The sequence below is a fragment of the Streptomyces longwoodensis genome (assembly GCF_001514125.1).
GTDB lineage: Bacteria > Actinomycetota > Actinomycetes > Streptomycetales > Streptomycetaceae > Streptomyces > Streptomyces longwoodensis.
This window is the reverse complement of record NZ_KQ948557.1, coordinates 12,871-30,190: the sequence shown is the minus strand read 5'-3', so window position 1 is coordinate 30,190 and position 17,320 is coordinate 12,871. Positions and strand designations below refer to the sequence as shown.

17 protein-coding genes are annotated in these 17,320 nt (G+C 74.3%); 10 read left to right on the top strand and 7 right to left on the bottom strand.

Annotated elements, in window-relative coordinates:
* Positions 1-141: 141 nt before the first annotated feature.
* Both AQJ30_RS23290 and AQJ30_RS23285 read right to left on the bottom strand, forming a co-directional pair.
* Positions 142-1,581, bottom strand: coding sequence for a nitrosuccinate lyase (locus tag AQJ30_RS23290; protein WP_067237394.1), 1,440 nt, complete (start codon positions 1,579-1,581; stop codon positions 142-144).
* Positions 1,578-3,671, bottom strand: a complete 2,094-nt coding sequence (locus AQJ30_RS23285; RefSeq protein WP_245727072.1) for an FAD/NAD(P)-binding protein — start codon at positions 3,669-3,671, stop codon at positions 1,578-1,580. Before AQJ30_RS23285 ends, AQJ30_RS23290 begins: the two co-directional genes overlap by 4 nt.
* A 483-nt stretch (positions 3,672-4,154) precedes the next feature.
* On the opposite strand from AQJ30_RS23285, the gene AQJ30_RS23280 reads away from it, so the two are divergent.
* The 10 genes from AQJ30_RS23280 to AQJ30_RS23235 all read left to right on the top strand — a co-directional run bounded on the left by AQJ30_RS23280 (position 4,155) and on the right by AQJ30_RS23235 (position 13,159).
* Positions 4,155-4,685 (top strand): hypothetical protein, encoded by a 531-nt coding sequence (locus AQJ30_RS23280; RefSeq protein ID WP_245727026.1) that lies wholly within the window; start codon positions 4,155-4,157, stop codon positions 4,683-4,685.
* A complete protein-coding gene (locus AQJ30_RS23275; protein ID WP_067237388.1) occupies positions 4,682-4,876 on the top strand; it encodes a MerR family transcriptional regulator in 195 nt (64 codons plus the stop codon). The genes AQJ30_RS23280 and AQJ30_RS23275 overlap by 4 nt, the downstream gene beginning before the upstream one ends.
* 239 nt (positions 4,877-5,115) lie before the next feature.
* The gene (gene mvk / locus AQJ30_RS23270) at positions 5,116-6,069 is read left to right on the top strand and encodes a mevalonate kinase (RefSeq protein ID WP_245727024.1); all 954 of its coding nucleotides are present in this window, start codon (positions 5,116-5,118) and stop codon (positions 6,067-6,069) included.
* A complete protein-coding gene (mvaD, locus tag AQJ30_RS23265) occupies positions 6,059-7,111 on the top strand; it encodes a diphosphomevalonate decarboxylase (protein ID WP_067237939.1) in 1,053 nt (350 codons plus the stop codon). Before mvk ends, mvaD begins: the two co-directional genes overlap by 11 nt.
* On the top strand, positions 7,108-8,199 hold the full coding sequence (locus tag AQJ30_RS23260) for a phosphomevalonate kinase (RefSeq protein ID WP_067237387.1): 1,092 nt from the start codon (positions 7,108-7,110) through the stop codon (positions 8,197-8,199). The genes mvaD and AQJ30_RS23260 overlap by 4 nt, the downstream gene beginning before the upstream one ends.
* A complete protein-coding gene (gene fni, locus AQJ30_RS23255; RefSeq protein WP_067237384.1) occupies positions 8,196-9,290 on the top strand; it encodes a type 2 isopentenyl-diphosphate Delta-isomerase in 1,095 nt (364 codons plus the stop codon). The genes AQJ30_RS23260 and fni overlap by 4 nt, the downstream gene beginning before the upstream one ends.
* Complete coding sequence (locus AQJ30_RS23250; protein ID WP_159052356.1) at positions 9,287-10,348, top strand: hydroxymethylglutaryl-CoA reductase; 1,062 nt, start codon at positions 9,287-9,289, stop codon at positions 10,346-10,348. The genes fni and AQJ30_RS23250 overlap by 4 nt, the downstream gene beginning before the upstream one ends.
* Before the next feature lie 3 nt (positions 10,349-10,351).
* A complete protein-coding gene (locus AQJ30_RS23245; RefSeq protein WP_067237381.1) occupies positions 10,352-11,521 on the top strand; it encodes a hydroxymethylglutaryl-CoA synthase in 1,170 nt (389 codons plus the stop codon).
* Positions 11,522-11,660: 139 nt separating this feature from the next.
* Positions 11,661-12,674, top strand: a complete 1,014-nt coding sequence (locus AQJ30_RS23240; protein ID WP_067237379.1) for a 3-oxoacyl-ACP synthase III family protein — start codon at positions 11,661-11,663, stop codon at positions 12,672-12,674.
* An 80-nt stretch (positions 12,675-12,754) separates the two neighbouring features.
* Positions 12,755-13,159 (top strand): GtrA domain-containing protein, encoded by a 405-nt coding sequence (locus AQJ30_RS23235; RefSeq protein ID WP_067237930.1) that lies wholly within the window; start codon positions 12,755-12,757, stop codon positions 13,157-13,159.
* A 119-nt stretch (positions 13,160-13,278) separates the two neighbouring features.
* Here AQJ30_RS23235 and AQJ30_RS23230 read toward each other — a convergent pair whose 3' ends face one another.
* The 5 genes from AQJ30_RS23230 to AQJ30_RS23215 form a co-directional block, all read right to left on the bottom strand.
* Positions 13,279-13,659 (bottom strand): DUF6059 family protein, encoded by a 381-nt coding sequence (locus tag AQJ30_RS23230; protein ID WP_067237377.1) that lies wholly within the window; start codon positions 13,657-13,659, stop codon positions 13,279-13,281.
* Positions 13,660-13,717: 58 nt separating this feature from the next.
* A complete protein-coding gene (locus AQJ30_RS38465; protein ID WP_159052355.1) occupies positions 13,718-13,870 on the bottom strand; it encodes a hypothetical protein in 153 nt (50 codons plus the stop codon).
* Between the two features lie 14 nt (positions 13,871-13,884).
* Positions 13,885-15,321, bottom strand: coding sequence for an adenosylhomocysteinase (ahcY, locus tag AQJ30_RS23225; RefSeq protein WP_067237375.1), 1,437 nt, complete (start codon positions 15,319-15,321; stop codon positions 13,885-13,887).
* Positions 15,299-16,222, bottom strand: coding sequence for a methylenetetrahydrofolate reductase [NAD(P)H] (gene metF, locus AQJ30_RS23220; RefSeq protein ID WP_079084217.1), 924 nt, complete (start codon positions 16,220-16,222; stop codon positions 15,299-15,301). Before metF ends, ahcY begins: the two co-directional genes overlap by 23 nt.
* Positions 16,219-17,320: vitamin B12 dependent-methionine synthase activation domain-containing protein (locus AQJ30_RS23215; protein WP_281200956.1), on the bottom strand; the 1,102-nt coding region annotated here is incomplete at its 5' end. The genes AQJ30_RS23215 and metF, both read right to left, overlap by 4 nt.

Here is a 17,320-nt window from a genome sequence, read left to right as displayed (position 1 = left end):
GGGGGCAGGGGCCGGCGGGGGCGATGCATGACCCATCAACTCCCGTACGCAGAAGCGGCGTTGCCTGATACGCCAACTCCCCTGCGGAGCGGACCGGTCGGGTGTCTTCCCGGAGGTCCGCTCCCCCGGCCGCGCCCGGGGTCAGGGTGCCGGTGTGCGGGTCGCCGGGTCGGGGGTGTGCAGGGCCCGGTCGACCAGGGGGCCGGCTGCGCCGGTGTAGCCGGACGGGTCGAGCAGGGCGGTCGCCTCGGCGCGGTCCAGTATCCCGGCGAGTTCGGGCAGTTCGGCCAGGACGTCGGCCAGGGGCCGGCCGGTGGCGGAGGCCAGCAGGGAGGCCCGGGTGAGCAGTTCCTTGGCGGCGGCCTTGCCCAGGCGCGGTGCCAGGACGGCCGAGACGCGTTCGGAGACGAGCTGTCCCCCGGTCGCGGCGAGGTTGGCCCGCATCCGCTCGGGGTGGACGTCCAGGCCCCGGGCGAGTTCGGCGGCCGTGTGCGCGGCGCCGCCGGTCAGGCGCAGGGCCTCGCGCAGCGGCTGCCACTCGGCGTGCCACACCCCGGCCGAGCGTTCGTCCTCCGTGGTCAGGCACTGCGTCAGCACGCCGGCCAGGGCGGGCACCTGGAGGGCGGCGGAGCGGATCAGGGTGGCGAGGACGGGGTTGCGTTTGTGGGGCATCGCCGAGGAGGCGCCCCGTCCGGCGGCCGTGGGCTCGCTGACCTCGCCGATCTCGGTGCGGGTCAGGACCAGCACGTCCGCGGCGATCTTGCCCAGTGCCGCGCTGGTGTGGGCGAGGGCGGCGCCCAGGTCGGCGACGGGGGTGCGCAGTGCGTGCCAGGGCAGGTGCGGGGCGGCCAGGCCGCTCTCCTCGGCGAAGGCGGCGCCCAGGCCGTCCAGGACGGCGGCGGGGTCGGCGCCGTCCCCGGCGTACTGCAGGTAGCCGGCCAGGGTCCCGGCCGCGCCGCCCAGGGAGACGGGCAGCCGCCCGGCGAGGTGGTCCAGGCGTTCGGCGGCGTCCGTGACCAGGTGGTGCCAGCCGGCCGCCTTGAGCCCGAAGGTGGTGGGCACGGCGTGCAGGGCCAGGGTGCGGCCGGCCATCACGGTGTCGCGGTGCTCGGCGGCGAGGCCGGCCAGCGCGCGGGCCGTGGTGCGCAGGTCCGCGGCGATCAGGCGCAGGGCGCGGGCGGCCACCAGCATGGCGCCGGTGTCGAGGATGTCCTGGCTGGTGGAGCCGCGGTGGACGTACTCGGCGGCCTGCGGGGAGCGTGCGGCGACCACGGCCGTGAGGGCCTTGACCACGCCCACGACCGGGTTGGCCGTCTCCCGCGCGGCCAGGGCCAGTTCGCGCAGGTCGAGCAGGTCGGCGCGGGCGGCGTCGGTGATGACCTCGGCCGCCCGGGCGGGCACCGTGCCGCAGCGGGCCTGGGCGCGGACCAGGGCCGCCTCCGCGTCCAGCATCGCCTGCAGCCAGGCGCTGTCGCCGACCGCCGCCTCGACGGGGGTGCCCGCCCGCACCGGGGAGAGCAGCCCGGCGTCCAGGTGGGCGGCCGGGTCCGCGGAGTGCGGGGCCGGGTGCGCGGAGGTCATGGAGCCACCTCCGCGCCCACGCCCGCCTCCACGCCCACGCCCGCCTGCGCGCCCGCACCGGCTTGCACGCCCACGGCCGCCTGCACCGCCGTACGCTCCACCGCCGTACGCTCCGCCGGGTCGGCCGGTGCGTGGTCCGGCCGGCGCTGCGGGGCCGGCGGGGCGGGCAGGGCGAGGACCGCGGCGGCGATGGCGTCGGAGTCCTCCAGGGTGACCGAGCCGACGCCGGGCCGGATGCCGGCGGCGGTGACCCAGTGCACGGACTCGGTGGGCACGCCGTAGGCGAAGCGGCGCGGGTGGGCCGTGCCGCGGGCGTCGATGAGGTGGTAGGGCCGCTCGGAGACCGCCAGTCCCCCGGTCTCGTGGTCGGGGCCGTCGGTGCCGTCGCCGGCCGGGATGCGGTAGGGGCTGCACTGCCCGCTGCGCAGCAGCCCGCTCATCAGCGGGTCGGCGGTGCGGCGCAGGTCGATCTCGGGCAGGCGGGCCTCGATGAGGACCGTGGCGCGCACCCGCACGTCGGGTATCTCGCTGGAGACGGCGGTGAAGCAGGCCCCCTGCGGGTCGTCCTCGTCGGCGATCACGCGCAGGCCGGGGCCGGTCACCTCCAGGACGCCCGCGTCGATGAGGGCGGCCATCTCCTCGATGCGGCTGGCCGGCGGGCCGATGGACAGGTAGGCGTTCAGGGGGGTGTACCAGGCGTCGAGGTCGTCGCGGTGGGACGCGGCGGTCAGGCCGGCGTGGTCGATGGCCAGGCGCAGTTCGTTGCGCAGGTCGCGCAGGACGTCCAGGGCGGCCTTGACCGGTCCGCTGACGTTGCCCTGGCGGGCCAGGCGGACGTCGTCGTCGAGGTGGCCGCGCAGCCAGGTGCGGAACGCGGCCAGGTCGGCGAAGGCGCGCTCGCCCCAGGGGCGGGCCACGCGCTGCCAGTCCCAGCGCTCGTCCTCGGCGATCGAGGCCTCGTGCAGCAGCCGGTCCTCGTCGGCGCCGGGTTCGGCCGACAGGTAGCGCTCGACGAAGTCGTCGACGCTCCGGGAGCTCTGGCCGCGCTGGGCGAGCAGGGCCGCGTAGTAGACGCTGCACACCTCCTTGGAGACCAGCGGCCACAGGTCGGCGGCGAAGTCGATGGCCGGGCGGCCCGGGGCGCGCGAGCGGAGCCGGGCGATGTAGCCGGCCGTCAGCAGCCGGGGGTGGTAGCGGCCGTGGGCGCCCTTCTCGTTCTCGCCGCGCGCCTGGTAGGGCACGCCGCGCCGGGAGCCGGCGTACAGGCGCGGTTCGCGGCCGGAGGGCCGGTAGACCAGGCGGCCGTCGACGCGGGTGAAGACGCCGCCGCGGCCGTGGGTGAACAGGGCCTGGTAGTCGAAGTAGTTCAGCCCCAGCCCGCGCAGCAGGACCCGCTCGCCGGGCTTGACGGCGGACAGGTCCACGTCCGCCGGGTTGGCCGGGGGCAGGTAGGTCAGCCCGTGGCGCCGGGCGAAGTCCGTCAGCCGGCGCTCGCTGTCGCTGGGCCGGGTGGGCACGTGGCCCTGGGCCAGGACGACCGCGGCCAGGCGGCCCAGCCGGGTGCCGTCCTCCAGGACGACCGCCTGCGTGGCCTGCGGCCCGCTGCCCTCGTCCTCCAGGGCGACGGCGCGCAGCGGGTGGTGGCGCACCGTGATGTGGGCTGCGGCGTTGTCGACGACGCGGCGGAACGCCCACGTCAGGTAGCAGCCGTACAGGGCGCGGGTGGGGTAGCTGTCGGGGCCCAGGCGGTCGGCCTCGGCCAGGACGTCCGGGTCGTAGCCGCCGTGCGGGCTGTTGTCGAGGGTGCGGGAGCTGAGGGCCTTGGCCCACTGGTGCAGGCTGGGCCCCTCCTGCAGCGGGCCGTCGATGCGGACGCTTGCGTCGGTGTAGACCGTGACCTGCGAGGCCACGGTGTTCATCAGCAGGTGCCGCGACTGCGTGGGGCGCCACACGCGTCCGGCACCCGGGGGGTCCGGGTCGACGACGTGCACCGTGACGGCGTCCCAGCGGGGCGACTTGCCCTCCTGTGCGCAGAGCCGTTCCAGGACGGAAAGGCCGCGCGGTCCTGCGCCGACCAGGCACACCTCCAGGTGCGTGAGCGCTTCGTTGCCGGTGTACGGGGGCCGGGGGGCCGTTGTCCCGTAGGGGGTCGGTCCGGCGTCCGCTGTGCGTTCGCCTCCATGCGTACCGTCCACAGTGCCTCCTTCCTCGGGCCACCGTCGGGGCAGGCGCTCAACCACGGCTCGGCCCCCGACGGAGATCGGCTCGAGGAACGGCAGGCGCGCAGGTGGCGGGTGGTGCGGGCGCCGGTGCGAGGGGCCCGGGCGCATTTCCGGCGGGCCCCGAACGCGGCTGTATCGAGACTCCAGCCGTGGTCCTTACGTTCGGGAAAAAGGCGTCACCGGACCGGCTCGGCGACGGGGCGCGGCACGCGGCGCGACCAGCGCGCAGGCCGCCTCATGAAGGAGATGTGTGTGATGGTCCACCCCTGCCCCAGACATCCCCTGCCCGAGAGCGGCCCCGGTGCCGGACCCGTCCTGTGTGCCGTGTGCGTGGGTGAGGCGGAGCGCTCTTTGCGCTCGCTGCCGGCCCTGTACCAGGAGTGCCTGCACCAGGTGTCGGCGGGGCGGCGGCGGACCAACCCCACCCGGGTGTCCGGCAGCCGCAACCGCGAGCAGGTGAACCTGTCGGCGCTGGACGTGCGGCTGCGCTCGCGTGCGGTGCTGCAGGCCTGGGCGGACGTCGTCGCCGAAGGGCTCGGGGTGAGGGCGCCGGACCGTTCGGTGCCGCAGCTCGCGCAGTTCCTGGCGGGGCACCTGGCGTGGCTGGCCGCGCAGCCCCCGGCCGGCGACTTCGCCGAGGAAGTGCAGGAACTGGTCTCGGAGTTGAGCGCGCTGCTCGACCCCGAGCCCGCCGCGCTGCACACGCTGCACCTGGCGTGCGTGGTGGAGGGCTGCGCGGGCACGATCAGCGCCGCGCCGAAGGCCGCCGCGGGGCCGGGCACCTCCCGGCTGGAGTGCACGGCGGGGCATTCCTGGCCGGCGCACGAATGGCTGGCGCTCAGGGCGCTGATGACACGGCAGCGAAAGGATGTCACCGCATGACGAAACCGCCGCGCCACCGGCTCGTGACCACCCGGGTGGCCGCTCTCGCCGTCGGGGTGTCCGAGGCGACGATCCGCAAGTGGGTGAGCCGCGGGAAGATCACCCGGTACGGCGCGCCGAACTGCCGCTCGGAGTTCGACATCGAGGAACTCCAGGAGATCGCGCTGCGCCGCCGCGGCGGAACCCCCTGACGACCCCTTCCCGCCCGGCTTTTTCCGCCCCGAGTTCTTCCGCCCCGAGTTCTTGCGCCCGACTCTTTGCGGTCGAGTTCTTCCCGCCCGGATTCCCTTCCCGGGGAGCCGGCTCGTGTCCGGCGCCGGGCAACCGCCGTTCCGGGGACGACCTTTTCACGACAATGACAAGAGGAGTGAGTGCGTTGACGCCACCGACCTCAGTGGAGGGGGTTTCGGACAACCGTCGGGCCCGCTCGGTGGGCATCGGTCGCGCCCACGCCAAGGCCATCCTGCTGGGCGAGCACGCGGTCGTGTACGGCGCCGCGGCGCTGGCGCTGCCGGTTCCGCAGCTGACGGCCACGGCGAGTGCCGGCTGGTCCTCCCCCGGCCGCGGCGCGGACGGCGGGCTGTCGTTCACCATGACCGGTTCCGCCTCGCGGGCGGTGGTGACGCTGGCCTCCGACGGGCTGCGCAGGCTGGCCGCGGCGTTCACCGAGGCGACGGGGGTCACGGGCGGGGCGCACCTGGACGTGATCCTGGACGGGGCCATCCCGCCCGGGCGGGGGCTGGGTTCGTCCGCCGCGAGCTCCCGGGCGATCGTGTTCGCGCTGGCCGACCTGTTCGGCGTGGAGCTGTCGCAGACGGCGGCGTTCGACCTGGTGCAGACGGCGGAGAACATGACGCACGGCCGGGCCAGCGGCGTGGACGCCGTCGCGGTCGGCGCGTCGGGGCCGCTGCGGTTCCAGGCCGGCCGGGCCGAGGAGCTCGCCGTGGGCGGCGAGGGGCTGTTCATCATCGCCGACAGCGGCACCGCCGGCAGCACCAAGGAGGCGGTCGAGCTGCTGCGGGAGTCCTTCACCCGCGAGGCAGGCGCGAAGCAGGCGTTCCTGGCACGCGCCGCCCGCCTGGTCGACGAGGGCCAGGACGCCCTCGCCCGGGGCGCGCTGGAGGAGCTGGGAAGGGCCCTGGACCAGTACCACGAACTGATGCGCGCGGCCGGGCTGAGCACCGGCCGCATCGACGCGATGGTCGAGGCCGCGCGCGGCGCGGGCAGCCTCGGCGCCAAGATCACCGGGGGTGGGCTGGGCGGCTGCGTCCTGGCCCTCACCCAGCCGGAGCAGGCCGGGCAGGTCGCCCGGCACCTGCACGACGCCGGCGCCGTCCAGACGTGGGTCGTACCGTTGAGGAGGCATGCCGGGCATGCGCACTGAACCTCTCGCGCGGTCGCGGGCGCAGGCGGCGGCGGGCGACGCCACCGCCGTCGCGCACCCGAACATCGCGCTCATCAAGTACTGGGGCAAGAGCGACGAGCGCCTGGTGCTGCCGCGCACCGACAGCCTGTCGATGACGCTGGACATCTTCCCCACCACCACCCGGGTGCGGCTGGACGAGCACGCCCAGGACGACACCGTCACCCTGGGCGGGCGGCCGGCCACCGGTGAGGCGGCCCGGCGCATCACCGCCTTCCTGGACCTGGTGCGCGAGCGCAGCGGGCGCGGCGAGCGGGCCGTGGTGGACAGCGAGAACACCGTGCCCACCGGCGCGGGCCTTGCCTCCTCGGCCAGCGGGTTCGCCGCGCTCGCGCTGGCCGCGGCCGCCGCCTACGGACTGGAAGGCGATGCCAGGGCGCTGTCGCGGCTGGCGCGGCGCGGCTCGGGTTCGGCGTCGCGGTCGGTCTTCGGCGGCTTCGTGCTCTGGCACGCCGGGCAGGCGTCGGCCGGCGAGGAGCAGGCGGACCTGAGCTCCTACGCCGAGCCGGTGGCCGCGCCCGGGCTGGACCCGGCGCTGGTCATCGCGGTCGTCAACGCCGGGCCCAAGGCGGTCTCCAGCCGCGAGGCGATGCGCCGCACGGTGGCCACCTCCCCGCTGTACGAGCCGTGGGCCCTCTCCAGCCGGGCCGACCTGATCGAGATGCGCGCGGCGCTGGGGCGCGGCGACCTCGCGGCGGTCGGGGAGATCGCCGAGCGCAACGCCCTGGGCATGCACGCCACGATGCTCGCGGCGCGCCCCGCCGTCAGGTACATGGCGCCCGCCTCGCTGACCGTGCTGGACGCGGTGCTGCAGCTGCGCCAGGAGGGGGTGGCGGCCTACGTGACGATGGACGCCGGCCCCAACGTGAAGGTGCTGTGTCCGCGCGCGCAGGCGCAGCGGGTGGCGCGGGCGGTCGCCGAGGCCGCCCCGGACAGTGCGGTGCACATCGCCGCCCCGGGCCCCGGCGCCCGCCTCCTCGACGGGGACGGGGACGGGCGATGAGCCAGGCGCGCACGGTGGTGCGGCACGCCCCGGGCAAGCTGTACGTGGCGGGCGAGTACGCGGTGGTGGAGCCCGGCCACCAGGCCGTGCTGGTGGCGGTCGACCGCCAGGTCACCGTGCGGGCCGGCGCCGTGGAGCGCCCGGGCGTCGTCATCACCTCCGACCTGCTGGCGCGCCCCGAGCGCTACACGTTCGAGGGGGGCCGGCTGGGCGGGGGCGCGGGAGGTGTCCCGCACGTGGTCGCCGCCGTCGAGACGGTGGCCGCGCTGCTGGCCGAACGCGGCCTGCCCGTACCCGGGTTGGAGGTGTCGGTCAGCAGCACGCTGCACGAGGCGGGCACCAAGTACGGGCTGGGCTCCAGCGGCGCGGTGACCGTGGCGGCCGTCGCGGCCGTCGCCGCCGCTTGCGGGCTGGAGCTCCCGGCGGCGCAGCGGCTGCGGCTGGCGCTGCTGGCGAGCGCCCGCATCGACGCCGGCGGCTCCGGCGGTGACCTGGCCGCCAGCACCTACGGCGGCTGGATCGCCTACCGGGCGCCGGACCGGGCGTTCGTCAAGGACCTGGCCCGCCGCCGCGGCGTGCAGGGCGCCCTGGACGCCGACTGGCCCCACCTTCAGGTGCGGCGGCTGCCGTCGCCGCGTGCGCTGTCGCTGCACGTCGGCTGGAGCGGCAGCCCCGCCTCGACGACCGAGCTGGTGGCCGCCCTGGGCCGCAGGGCCTGGCGCGGCACGCCCTCGCACGAGACGTTCCTCGCCGCCAGCGCCGACTTCGTCACCGCCGCGATCGACGCGCTCGAGGCCGGCGACGACGCGGGCCTGCTGCAGCAGATCCGGCGCTCCCGCCAGGAGCTGGCCCGCCTGGACGACGAGGTGGGCCTGGGCATCTTCACGCCCGCGCTGACCGCGCTGTGCGACGCCGCCGAGAGCGTCGGCGGCGCGGCCAAGCCCTCGGGCGCCGGCGGCGGCGACTGCGGCATCGCCCTGCTGGACGCCGGCGCCGCACACCACCTCGCCCACGTACACCAGCGGTGGGCCGCGGCCGGGGTGCTGCCCCTGCCCGTGGCGGCCGCGTCCGAAGGGAACCGACCATGAGCAGTGCCCAGCGCAAGGACGACCACGTCCGCCTGGCGATGGAGCAGCAGCACGCGCACAGCGGACGCAACCAGTTCGACGAGGTGTCCTTCGTCCACCACGCCCTGGCCGGCATCGACCGCCCGCAGGTGTCCCTGGCCACCGAGTTCGCCGGCATCAGCTGGCCGGTGCCGCTGTACATCAACGCGATGACCGGCGGCAGCGCGATGACCGGCCGCATCAACCGCGACCTGGCCGTCGCCGCCCGCGAGAGCGGGGTGGCCATCGCCTCCGGCTCGATGCACGCCTACTTCAAGGACCCCTCGTGCGCGGACACCTTCCGGGTGCTGCGCGAGGAGAACCCGCACGGGTTCGTGATGGCGAACGTCAACGCCACCGCCTCCGTCGACAACGCCCGCCGCGCGGTGGACCTGCTCCAGGCCGATGCCCTGCAGATCCACCTGAACACGGCGCAGGAGACGCCGATGCCCGAGGGCGACCGCTCCTTCGCCTCGTGGCCGGCGCAGATCGAGCGGATCGCGGCGGGCGTCGGTGTGCCCGTCATCGTCAAGGAGGTCGGCAACGGGCTGAGCCGGCAGACGCTGCTGGCCCTGCCCGCCCTGGGGGTCGCGGCGGGCGACGTCAGCGGCCGCGGCGGCACCGACTTCGCCCGCATCGAGAACGGCCGGCGCGAGCACGCCGACTACGCCTACCTGCACGACTGGGGCCAGTCCACGGCCGCCTGCCTGCTGGACGCGCAGGACGTCGCACTGCCCGTGCTGGCCTCGGGCGGGGTGCGCCACCCGCTGGACGTGGCCCGCGCGCTGGCCCTGGGCGCCCGCGCCGTGGGCTCCTCCGGCGGTTTCCTGCGCACCCTGCTGGACGACGGGGTCGAGGCGCTGATCGCGAAGATCGGCTCCTGGCTCGACCAGCTGGCCGCCCTGCAGACGATGCTCGGCGCGCGCACCCCGGCCGACCTGATGCGCTGCGACGTGCTCGTGAGCGGCGAGCTGCGCGCCTTCTGCGCCGACCGGGGCATCGACACGCGGCACCTGGCGCAGCGTTCCACCTCCATCGAAGCCCTTAACGAGTTGACGGGAAGCACACGATGACCGAAGCACACGCGATCGCCGGGGTCCCCATGCGGTGGGTGGGCCCGCTGCGCATCTCCGGCAACGTCGCCCAGACCGAGACGCAGGTGCCGCTGGCCACCTACGAAAGCCCGCTGTGGCCGTCGGTGGGCCGCGGCGCGAAGGTCTCCCGCCTGACCGACAAGGGCATCGTGGCCACCCTGGTCGACGAGCGGATGACCCGCTCGGTGCTCATCGAGGCGACCGACGCGGCCACCGCGCTGGCGGCCGCCCGCACGATCCAGGAGCGCATCGAGGAGCTGCGCGAGGTGGTGCGCGGCTGCAGCCGCTTCGCGCAGCTGATCGGGGTGCGCCACGAGATCAACGCCAACCTGCTGTTCGTGCGGTTCGAGTTCTCCACCGGGGACGCCTCCGGCCACAACATGGCCACCCTCGCCTCCGACCGGCTGCTGGCGCACCTGCTGCAGACCATTCCGGGCATCTCCTACGGGTCGATCTCCGGCAACTACTGCACCGACAAGAAGGCCACCGCCATCAACGGCATCCTGGGCCGGGGCAAGAACGTGGTCGCCGAACTCCTCGTGCCGCGCCAGGTGGTCACCGACACCCTGCGCACCACCGCCGCCAAGGTGGTGCAGCTGAACATCCGCAAGAACCTGCTCGGCACCCTGCTGGCCGGCGGGATCCGCTCGGCCAACGCCCACTACGCCAACATGCTGCTGGCGTTCTACCTGGCCACCGGGCAGGACGCGGCGAACATCGTCGAAGGCTCCCAGGGCGTGGTCATGGCCGAGGACCGCGACGGCGACCTGTACTTCTCCTGCACGCTGCCCAACCTGATCGTCGGCACGGTCGGCAACGGCAAGGGGCTGGGCTTCGTCGAGACGAACCTGACCCGGCTGGGCTGCCGCGCGGACGCGGCCCCCGGCGACAACGCCCGCCGCCTGGCGGTGCTGGCGGCGGCCACCGTGCTGTGCGGGGAGCTGTCGCTGCTGGCCGCACAGACCAATCCCGGCGAACTCATGCGCGCGCACGTGCAGCTCGAACGCGAGAACAAGACCGCGAAGGTTGGTGTATGAGCCATGTCCCTGTCCATAGGAATCCACGACCTGTCGTTCGCGACCGGTGAGTTCGTCCTGCCGCACACGGCGCTCGCCGCGCACAACGGCACCGAGATCGGCAAGTACCACCTGGGCATCGGCCAGGAGTCGATGAGTGTGCCGGCCGCCGACGAGGACATCGTCACCCTGGGGGCGACGGCCGCGGCGCCGATCATCGCCCGGCACGGCGCCGAGCGGATCCGCACGGTCGTCTTCGCCACCGAGTCCTCCATCGACCAGGCCAAGTCGGCGGGCGTGTACGTGCATTCGCTGCTGGGCCTGCCCTCCGCGACGCGGGTGGTGGAGCTGAAGCAGGCCTGCTACGGGGCGACCGCCGCCCTGCAGTTCGCCATCGGCCTGGTCCAGCGCGACCCCGCCCAGCAGGTCCTGGTGGTGGCCAGTGACGTCTCCAAGTACGAGCTGGACAGCCCCGGCGAGGCCACCCAGGGCGCGGCCGCGGTGGCCATGCTGGTGGGCGTCGACCCGGCGCTGGTGCGCATCGAGGACCCCTCGGGGCTGTTCACCGCCGACGTCATGGACTTCTGGCGGCCCAACTACCGTGAGGCGGCCCTGGTCGACGGACACGAGTCGATCGGCGCCTACCTGCAGGCGGTGGAGGGCACCTGGAAGGACTACACCGAGCAGGGCGGGCGCACCCTGGAGGAGTTCGCCGCGTTCTGCTACCACCAGCCGTTCACGAAGATGGCCTACAAGGCCCACCGCCACCTGCTCAACTACTGCGGGTACGACACCGACGAGGCGGTCATCGCCCGCGCGCTGGGCCACACCACCGCCTACAACCGGGTGATCGGCAACAGCTACACCGCGTCGGTGTACCTGGGGCTGGCCGCGCTGCTGGACCGTGCCGAGGACCTGACGGGCCGGCCGCTGGCGTTCCTCAGCTACGGCTCGGGGTCGGTGGCGGAGTTCTTCGCCGGGACGGTGGTGGCCGGCTACCGCGAGCACCTGCGCACCGACGCCAACCGGCGGGCCATCGACCGGCGCACCGAGGTCGACTACGCCCGCTACCGCGACCTGCACGAGTGGCGCTTCCCCACCGACGGCGGCGACCACGCCACCCCCGAGCAGACCACCGGCCCGTTCCGGCTGGCCGGCATCAGCGGCCACAAGCGCCTCTACCAGGCCCGCTGAGCCCCCACCCGTCCGTGCCGGGCCCCGCGACAGCCGCCGGCACGCCGCCCCCGCTCCCTGGCGAGCGGGGGGTGCGTGCCGGCGGCGGCGGGTCCGGCCCCCAGCCACCCACCGACCAATGTGAGGGGAGGGCAGCCGCATGGCCCGCACCGCGATCCGCGCCCCCGGCAGCCCCATGCAGGACATCAGGATCCTCGGCACGGGCGCCTACGTGCCCGAGCGGATCGTCTCCAACGACGAGGTCGGCGCGCCGGCCGGCGTCGACGACGCCTGGATCACCCGCAAGACCGCCATCCGCGAGCGGCGCTGGGCCGCGCCCGGGCAGGCCACCTCCGACCTGGCCACCGCCGCGGCCCGGGCCGCGCTGCGCTCGGCGGGCATCACCGCCGAGCAGCTGTCCGTGATCGCGGTGGCCACCTCCACCCCGGACCGGCCGCAGCCGCCCACCGCCGCCTACGTCCAGCACCACCTGGGCGCCTCCGGCACGGCCGCCTTCGACGTCAACGCCGTCTGCTCGGGCACCGTGTTCGCGCTGTCCGCGGTGGGCAGCACCCTGCTGCGCCGCGGCGGGCACGCCCTGGTCATCGGCGCGGACGTCTACTCGCGCATCCTCGACCCCACCGACCGGCGCACCGTGGTGCTCTTCGGCGACGGGGCCGGCGCGATGGTGCTGGGCCCCACCAGCCGCGGCCCGCTGGTGCGGCACGTCGCCCTGCACACCTTCGGTGAACTGTCCGGCCTGATCCAGGTGCCCGCCGGCGGCAGCCGCCTGCCCGCCGACCCCGTCACGCTGGACGCCGGACTGCAGTACTTCGCCATGCAGGGCCGCGAGGTGCGCCGCTTCGTCGTGGAACAACTGCCGCAGCTGGTCAAGGACTTCCTGCACGAAGCCGGCGTGGAGGCCGCCGACGTCGACCATTTCGTGCCCCACCAGGCCAACGGCGTGATGCTCCAGGAGGTCTTCCCCCACCTGGGCATGGACCACGCCCGCATGCACCAGACCCTCGCCCGCTACGGCAACACCGGCGCCGCCTCCATCCCCATCACCCTGGACGAGGCCGCCCGCCGGGGCGCCTTCGCACCGGGCGAGCTCATCCTGCTGGCCGGGTTCGGCGGTGGCATGGCGGCGAGCTTCGCGCTCCTGCAGTGGTGAACGCCCCCCACCCCGCCCCGTTACCGGCCGCCGGCCGCCCGGCCCGCCTCGCACGGGCCGGCGCCGGCCGGCCCGGCGCGCTGACCTCCTTCGTCCGGTTCGTGGTGCTGGGCGGCACGGTCGGCCTGGCGGCGAGCGCCGCCGTCACCGCGCTCGCCACGCTCGTGCCCTGGGCGCTGGCCAACGCCGCGGTCACCGTTGCCTCGACCGTCCTGGCCACCGAACTGCACGCCCGGTTCACCTTCGCCGGCACCCGCAGCACCTGGCGCCAGCAGCTGCAGAGCGCCGGCTCCGCCGTGGCCGCCTACGCCGTCACCAGCGCCGCGATGGCCGCCCTGCACGCCTGCGTCAGCGCCCCCGGGGTGCTCCTCGCCCAGGGCGTGTACCTGTCGGCGGCCGCGCTGGCGGGCCTGGGCCGGTTCCTGGTGCTGCGCCTGGTGGTGTTCGCCGCCGCCCGCACCGCCCCCACCGTCACCGACGAGTAGGGCCTGGGACCTCGTGAGTTCCTGGACGGCGCTCAGCACCACCGTGTGACGCCAACGGCCGGCGGGCGCCCCCGCCCGCCGGCCGTTCCCCCTTTTGTCCTGCCTGCCCGCGCGCCGCCTCAGTCGTCGCCCGCGGTGGGGCGGGGGCCGTAGTAGGCCGGCCACAGCTCGCTCGCCCACAGCCGCTCGGCGGGGGTGAGCGGCACGTCCTGACGCAGCCGCTCGGGATGGGCGGGCGGCGGCCCGCCCGCGCCCGGCGCCCGGTCCGCGCGGGCCAGCAGCACCAGCGGGTCGTGCACCGAGGCGGCCGGCGCGGCGTACAGCAGTGCCTCCAGGCAGGCCGTCGGCCCCACGCAGGTGGCGCCGTAGGTCACCAGTGAGCGCCACAGCTCGCGCAGCCAGCGCTCGGCCCTGGTGCGCCCCCGGTACGCCGGCACGGCGCGGGGCGGGGGTTGCGCGCCGGCCTCGCGCGGCCGCTCGCGCTGTTCGTCCTGTTCCATCGGTGGGCCCTCCCCTTGTGAAGCGGCCCGGCCCGGGACGGCGCCCGGGCCGGGCGGGTCAGTCGATGCCGCGTACGACATGCGGCTCCCAGGTGTCGTCCTCGTCGACACCGGCGAGCCTGAGCGGCGGGATGCGCGGCACGGCGGGGGCCGGGAGGTCCTGGTAGAGCAGTGCCTCGCGCCGGGCGCCGTCTTCCGGGATGTCGTACACGGTGTCCTCCTGGGTCAGTAGCGGTAGTGGTCCGGTTTGTAGGGGCCTTCGACGTCGACGCCGATGTAGGCGGCCTGCTCCGGGCGCAGCGTGGTGAGCTTGACGCCGAGGGCGTCCAGGTGCAGGCGGGCGACCTTCTCGTCCAGGTGCTTGGGCAGCGTGTACACGCCCACCGGGTAGGCGTCGGGCTTGGTGAACAGCTCGATCTGCGCCAGCGTCTGGTCGGCGAAGGAGTTCGACATCACGAACGAGGGGTGGCCGGTGGCGTTGCCCAGGTTCAGCAGGCGGCCCTCGGACAGCACGATGATCTTCTTGCCGTCGGGGAAGGTCCAGGTGTGCACCTGCGGCTTGACCTCGTCCTTGACGATGCCCGGGGTCCTGGCCAGGCCGGCCATGTCGATCTCGTTGTCGAAGTGGCCGATGTTGCCCACGATCGCCTGGTGCTTCATCCGCGCCATGTCCGAGGCGAGGATGATGTCCTTGTTGCCGGTGGTGGTGATGAAGATGTCGGCCGTCTCCACCACGTCCTCCAGCGTGGTGACCTGGTAGCCGTCCATCGCCGCCTGCAGCGCGCAGATCGGGTCGATCTCGGTGATGATCACCCGGGCGCCCTGGCCGCGCAGCGACTCCGCGCAGCCCTTGCCGACGTCGCCGTAGCCGCACACCACGGCCGTCTTGCCGCCGATCAGCGTGTCCGTGGCCCGGTTGATGCCGTCGATGAGCGAGTGGCGGCAGCCGTACTTGTTGTCGAACTTCGACTTCGTCACCGCGTCGTTGACGTTGATCGCCGGGAACAGCAGCACCCCGTCGCGCTGCATCTCGTACAGCCGGTGCACGCCCGTCGTGGTCTCCTCTGTCACCCCGCGGATCTCGGAGGCGACCTGGGTCCAGTCGAGGGTGCTGCGCTCCAGCAGGGCGCGGATGACGGCCAGTTCCTCGTTGTCGGCGGCGGGCAGCCGGCCGCTCTTGTGGTACTCGACGCCCTGGTGGACGAGCAGGGTGGCGTCGCCGCCGTCGTCGAGGATCATGTTGGGGCCGCTGTGGCCGGGCCAGGTCAGGGCCTGCTCGGTGCACCACCAGTACTCTTCGAGGGTCTCGCCCTTCCAGGCGAAGACGGGGACGCCGCGGGGGCTCTCGGGTGTGCCGTTCGGGCCGACGGCGATGGCGGCGGCCGCGTGGTCCTGGGTGGAGAAGATGTTGCAGGACGCCCAGCGGACCTCGGCGCCGAGGGCGACCAGGGTCTCGATGAGGACGGCGGTCTGCACCGTCATGTGCAGGGAGCCGGTGATCCTCGCGCCGGCCAGCGGGCGGCTCTCGGCGTACTCGGTGCGGATCGCCATCAGGCCGGGCATCTCGTGCTCGGCGAGGGTGATCTCCTTGCGGCCGAACGCGGCCAGGGAGAGGTCCGCGACGCGGAAGTCGGTGACGTCAGCGGTGGGCTGCGAGGGCATGCGGTGCTCTCCTTGGGTCCGGTAGGGGGGAGTTCGGCGCCGGGGTGGCCGGCGCGGGGGTGAGGGAGTCAAGGACGGCGCGGTGGATCTCCAGGGTCGCCGTCGAGCGGTTGAGGGTGATGTAGTGCAGGCCCGGGGCGCCTTCGGCCAGGAGCCGGTGGGCCATGGCGGTGGCGTACTCCACGCCGATGCGGTGGCCTTCGCCGGGCCGGTCGCGGGCGGCTTCCAGGCGGTGGGCGAGTGCCTCGGGGAAGGCGGCGCCGCTGAGCTGGGCGAAGCGGGCGATCTGGCGTACGTCGGTGGCGGGCATGATCTCGGGGATGATCGGGGTGTCGCAGCCGGCGGCCGCCACCCGGTCGCGCAGGCGCAGGTAGTCCTCGACGTGGAAGAACATCTGGGTGATGGCGTAGTCGGCGCCGGCCCGGCACTTGGCGACGAAGTGGCGGATGTCGCTGTCCCAGTCGGGTGAGCGCGGGTGGCGTTCGGGGAAGGCGGCGACGCCGACGGTGAACTGTCCGGACTCCTTGACCAGGCGGACCAGTTCGTGGGCGTGGGTGAAGCCCTCGGGGTGGGGGATCCAGGGGCCGGCGGGGTCGCCGGGCGGGTCGCCGCGCAGCACCAGCACGTCGCGCACGCCGGCGTCGGCGTACTGGCCGATGATGCGGCGCAGTTCGGCCACCGAGTGCCCGACGGCGGTCAGGTGGGCGACGGGCCGCAGCGTCGTCTCGGTCACCAGGCGTTTGGTGACGTCGACGGTGCGCTCCCGCGAGGAGCCGCCGGCGCCGTAGGTGACGGACACGAAGTCGGGGGCGAGGGGTTCGATCCGGCGGATCGCGTCCCACAGCGTGCGCTCGCCCTTGGCGCTCTTGGGCGGGAAGAACTCGAAGGAGAAGGTCGTCATGGGCGGCCTTTCGCGTTGAAGTAGCCGGCCTCGGGGTGGTGGACGACGAGGGCGTCGGTGGACTGCTCGGGGTGCAGCTGGAACTCCTCGGAGAGGTGGACGCCGATGCGTTCGGGCCGCAGCAGGGCGGCGATCTTGGCGCGGTCGGCCAGGTCGGGGCAGGCGGGGTAGCCCAGCGAGTAGCGGCAGCCCTGGTACTCGGTGCGCAGCATGCCGCCCAGGTGGGCGGGGTCGGCGCCGGCGATGCCCAGTTCGGCGCGCACCCGGGCGTGCCAGTACTCGGCGAGGGCCTCGGCCAATTGCACGGACAGGCCGTGCAGTTCGAGGTAGTCGCGGTAGGCGTCGGCGGCGAACAGCCGGGCGGTCTCCTCGCCGATGCGGGAGCCGACGGTGACCACCTGCAGGGCGACGACGTCGGTCTCCCCCGACTCCTCGGGGCGGAAGAAGTCGGCCAGGCACAGCCTCCGTCCGCGGCTCTGGCGGGGGAAGGTGAAGCGGGTGGTCTCGCTGCCGTGCTCGTCCAGGAGGATCAGGTCGTCGTCCTTGGACACGCAGCGGAAGTAGCCGTGCACGACGCCGGCCTGCAGGAGGTTGTCGGTCTGCAGGCGCTCCAGCCAGCCGCGCAGGCGGGGCCGGCCCTCGCTCTCGACGAGTTCCTCATAGGTGGGTCCTTCGCCGGTGCGGGCCTGCTTCAAGCCCCACTGGCCCTTGAACAGGGCGTCCTCGTCCAGCCAGGAGGCGTACTCCTTGAGGGCGATGCCCTTGCTGACGCGGGTGCCGAAGAACGGCACCGCGGGCACGGGGTTGTCCGTGGCGACGTCGGAACGCCCCTGCGGGGCGGGCTCGTCGACGGTGAGGGCGGGGGTGGTGGTCTTGACCCGGCGCTGTTTGAGGTCGGGCAGCTTCGCGCCGGGCACGCCGCGTTTGACGGCCATGAGGGCGTCCATCAGGCGCAGGCCCTCGAAGGCGTCGCGGGCGTAGCGGACTTCGCCCTGGTAGATCTCGTGCAGGTCCTGCTCGACGTAGGCGCGGGTGAGGGCGGCGCCGCCGAGGATGACGGGGTAGGTGGCGGCGAGCCCGCGGGCGTTGAGCTCCTCG

What these genes read in the sequence shown, in the direction of transcription:
- AQJ30_RS23290 (WP_067237394.1), bottom strand. Translation starts at nt 1,581, where the DNA reads ATGACCTCCGCGCACCCGGCCCCGCACTCCGCGGACCCGGCCGCCCAC.
- AQJ30_RS23275 (WP_067237388.1), top strand. Translation starts at nt 4,682, where the DNA reads ATGACGAAACCGCCGCGCCACCGGCTCGTGACCACCCGGGTGGCCGCT.
- mvaD (WP_067237939.1), top strand. Translation starts at nt 6,059, where the DNA reads ATGCGCACTGAACCTCTCGCGCGGTCGCGGGCGCAGGCGGCGGCGGGC.
- AQJ30_RS23260 (WP_067237387.1), top strand. Translation starts at nt 7,108, where the DNA reads ATGAGCCAGGCGCGCACGGTGGTGCGGCACGCCCCGGGCAAGCTGTAC.
- fni (WP_067237384.1), top strand. Translation starts at nt 8,196, where the DNA reads ATGAGCAGTGCCCAGCGCAAGGACGACCACGTCCGCCTGGCGATGGAG.
- AQJ30_RS23250 (WP_159052356.1), top strand. Translation starts at nt 9,287, where the DNA reads ATGACCGAAGCACACGCGATCGCCGGGGTCCCCATGCGGTGGGTGGGC.
- AQJ30_RS23245 (WP_067237381.1), top strand. Translation starts at nt 10,352, where the DNA reads ATGTCCCTGTCCATAGGAATCCACGACCTGTCGTTCGCGACCGGTGAG.
- AQJ30_RS23240 (WP_067237379.1), top strand. Translation starts at nt 11,661, where the DNA reads ATGGCCCGCACCGCGATCCGCGCCCCCGGCAGCCCCATGCAGGACATC.
- AQJ30_RS23230 (WP_067237377.1), bottom strand. Translation starts at nt 13,659, where the DNA reads ATGGAACAGGACGAACAGCGCGAGCGGCCGCGCGAGGCCGGCGCGCAA.
- ahcY (WP_067237375.1), bottom strand. Translation starts at nt 15,321, where the DNA reads ATGCCCTCGCAGCCCACCGCTGACGTCACCGACTTCCGCGTCGCGGAC.
- metF (WP_079084217.1), bottom strand. Translation starts at nt 16,222, where the DNA reads ATGACGACCTTCTCCTTCGAGTTCTTCCCGCCCAAGAGCGCCAAGGGC.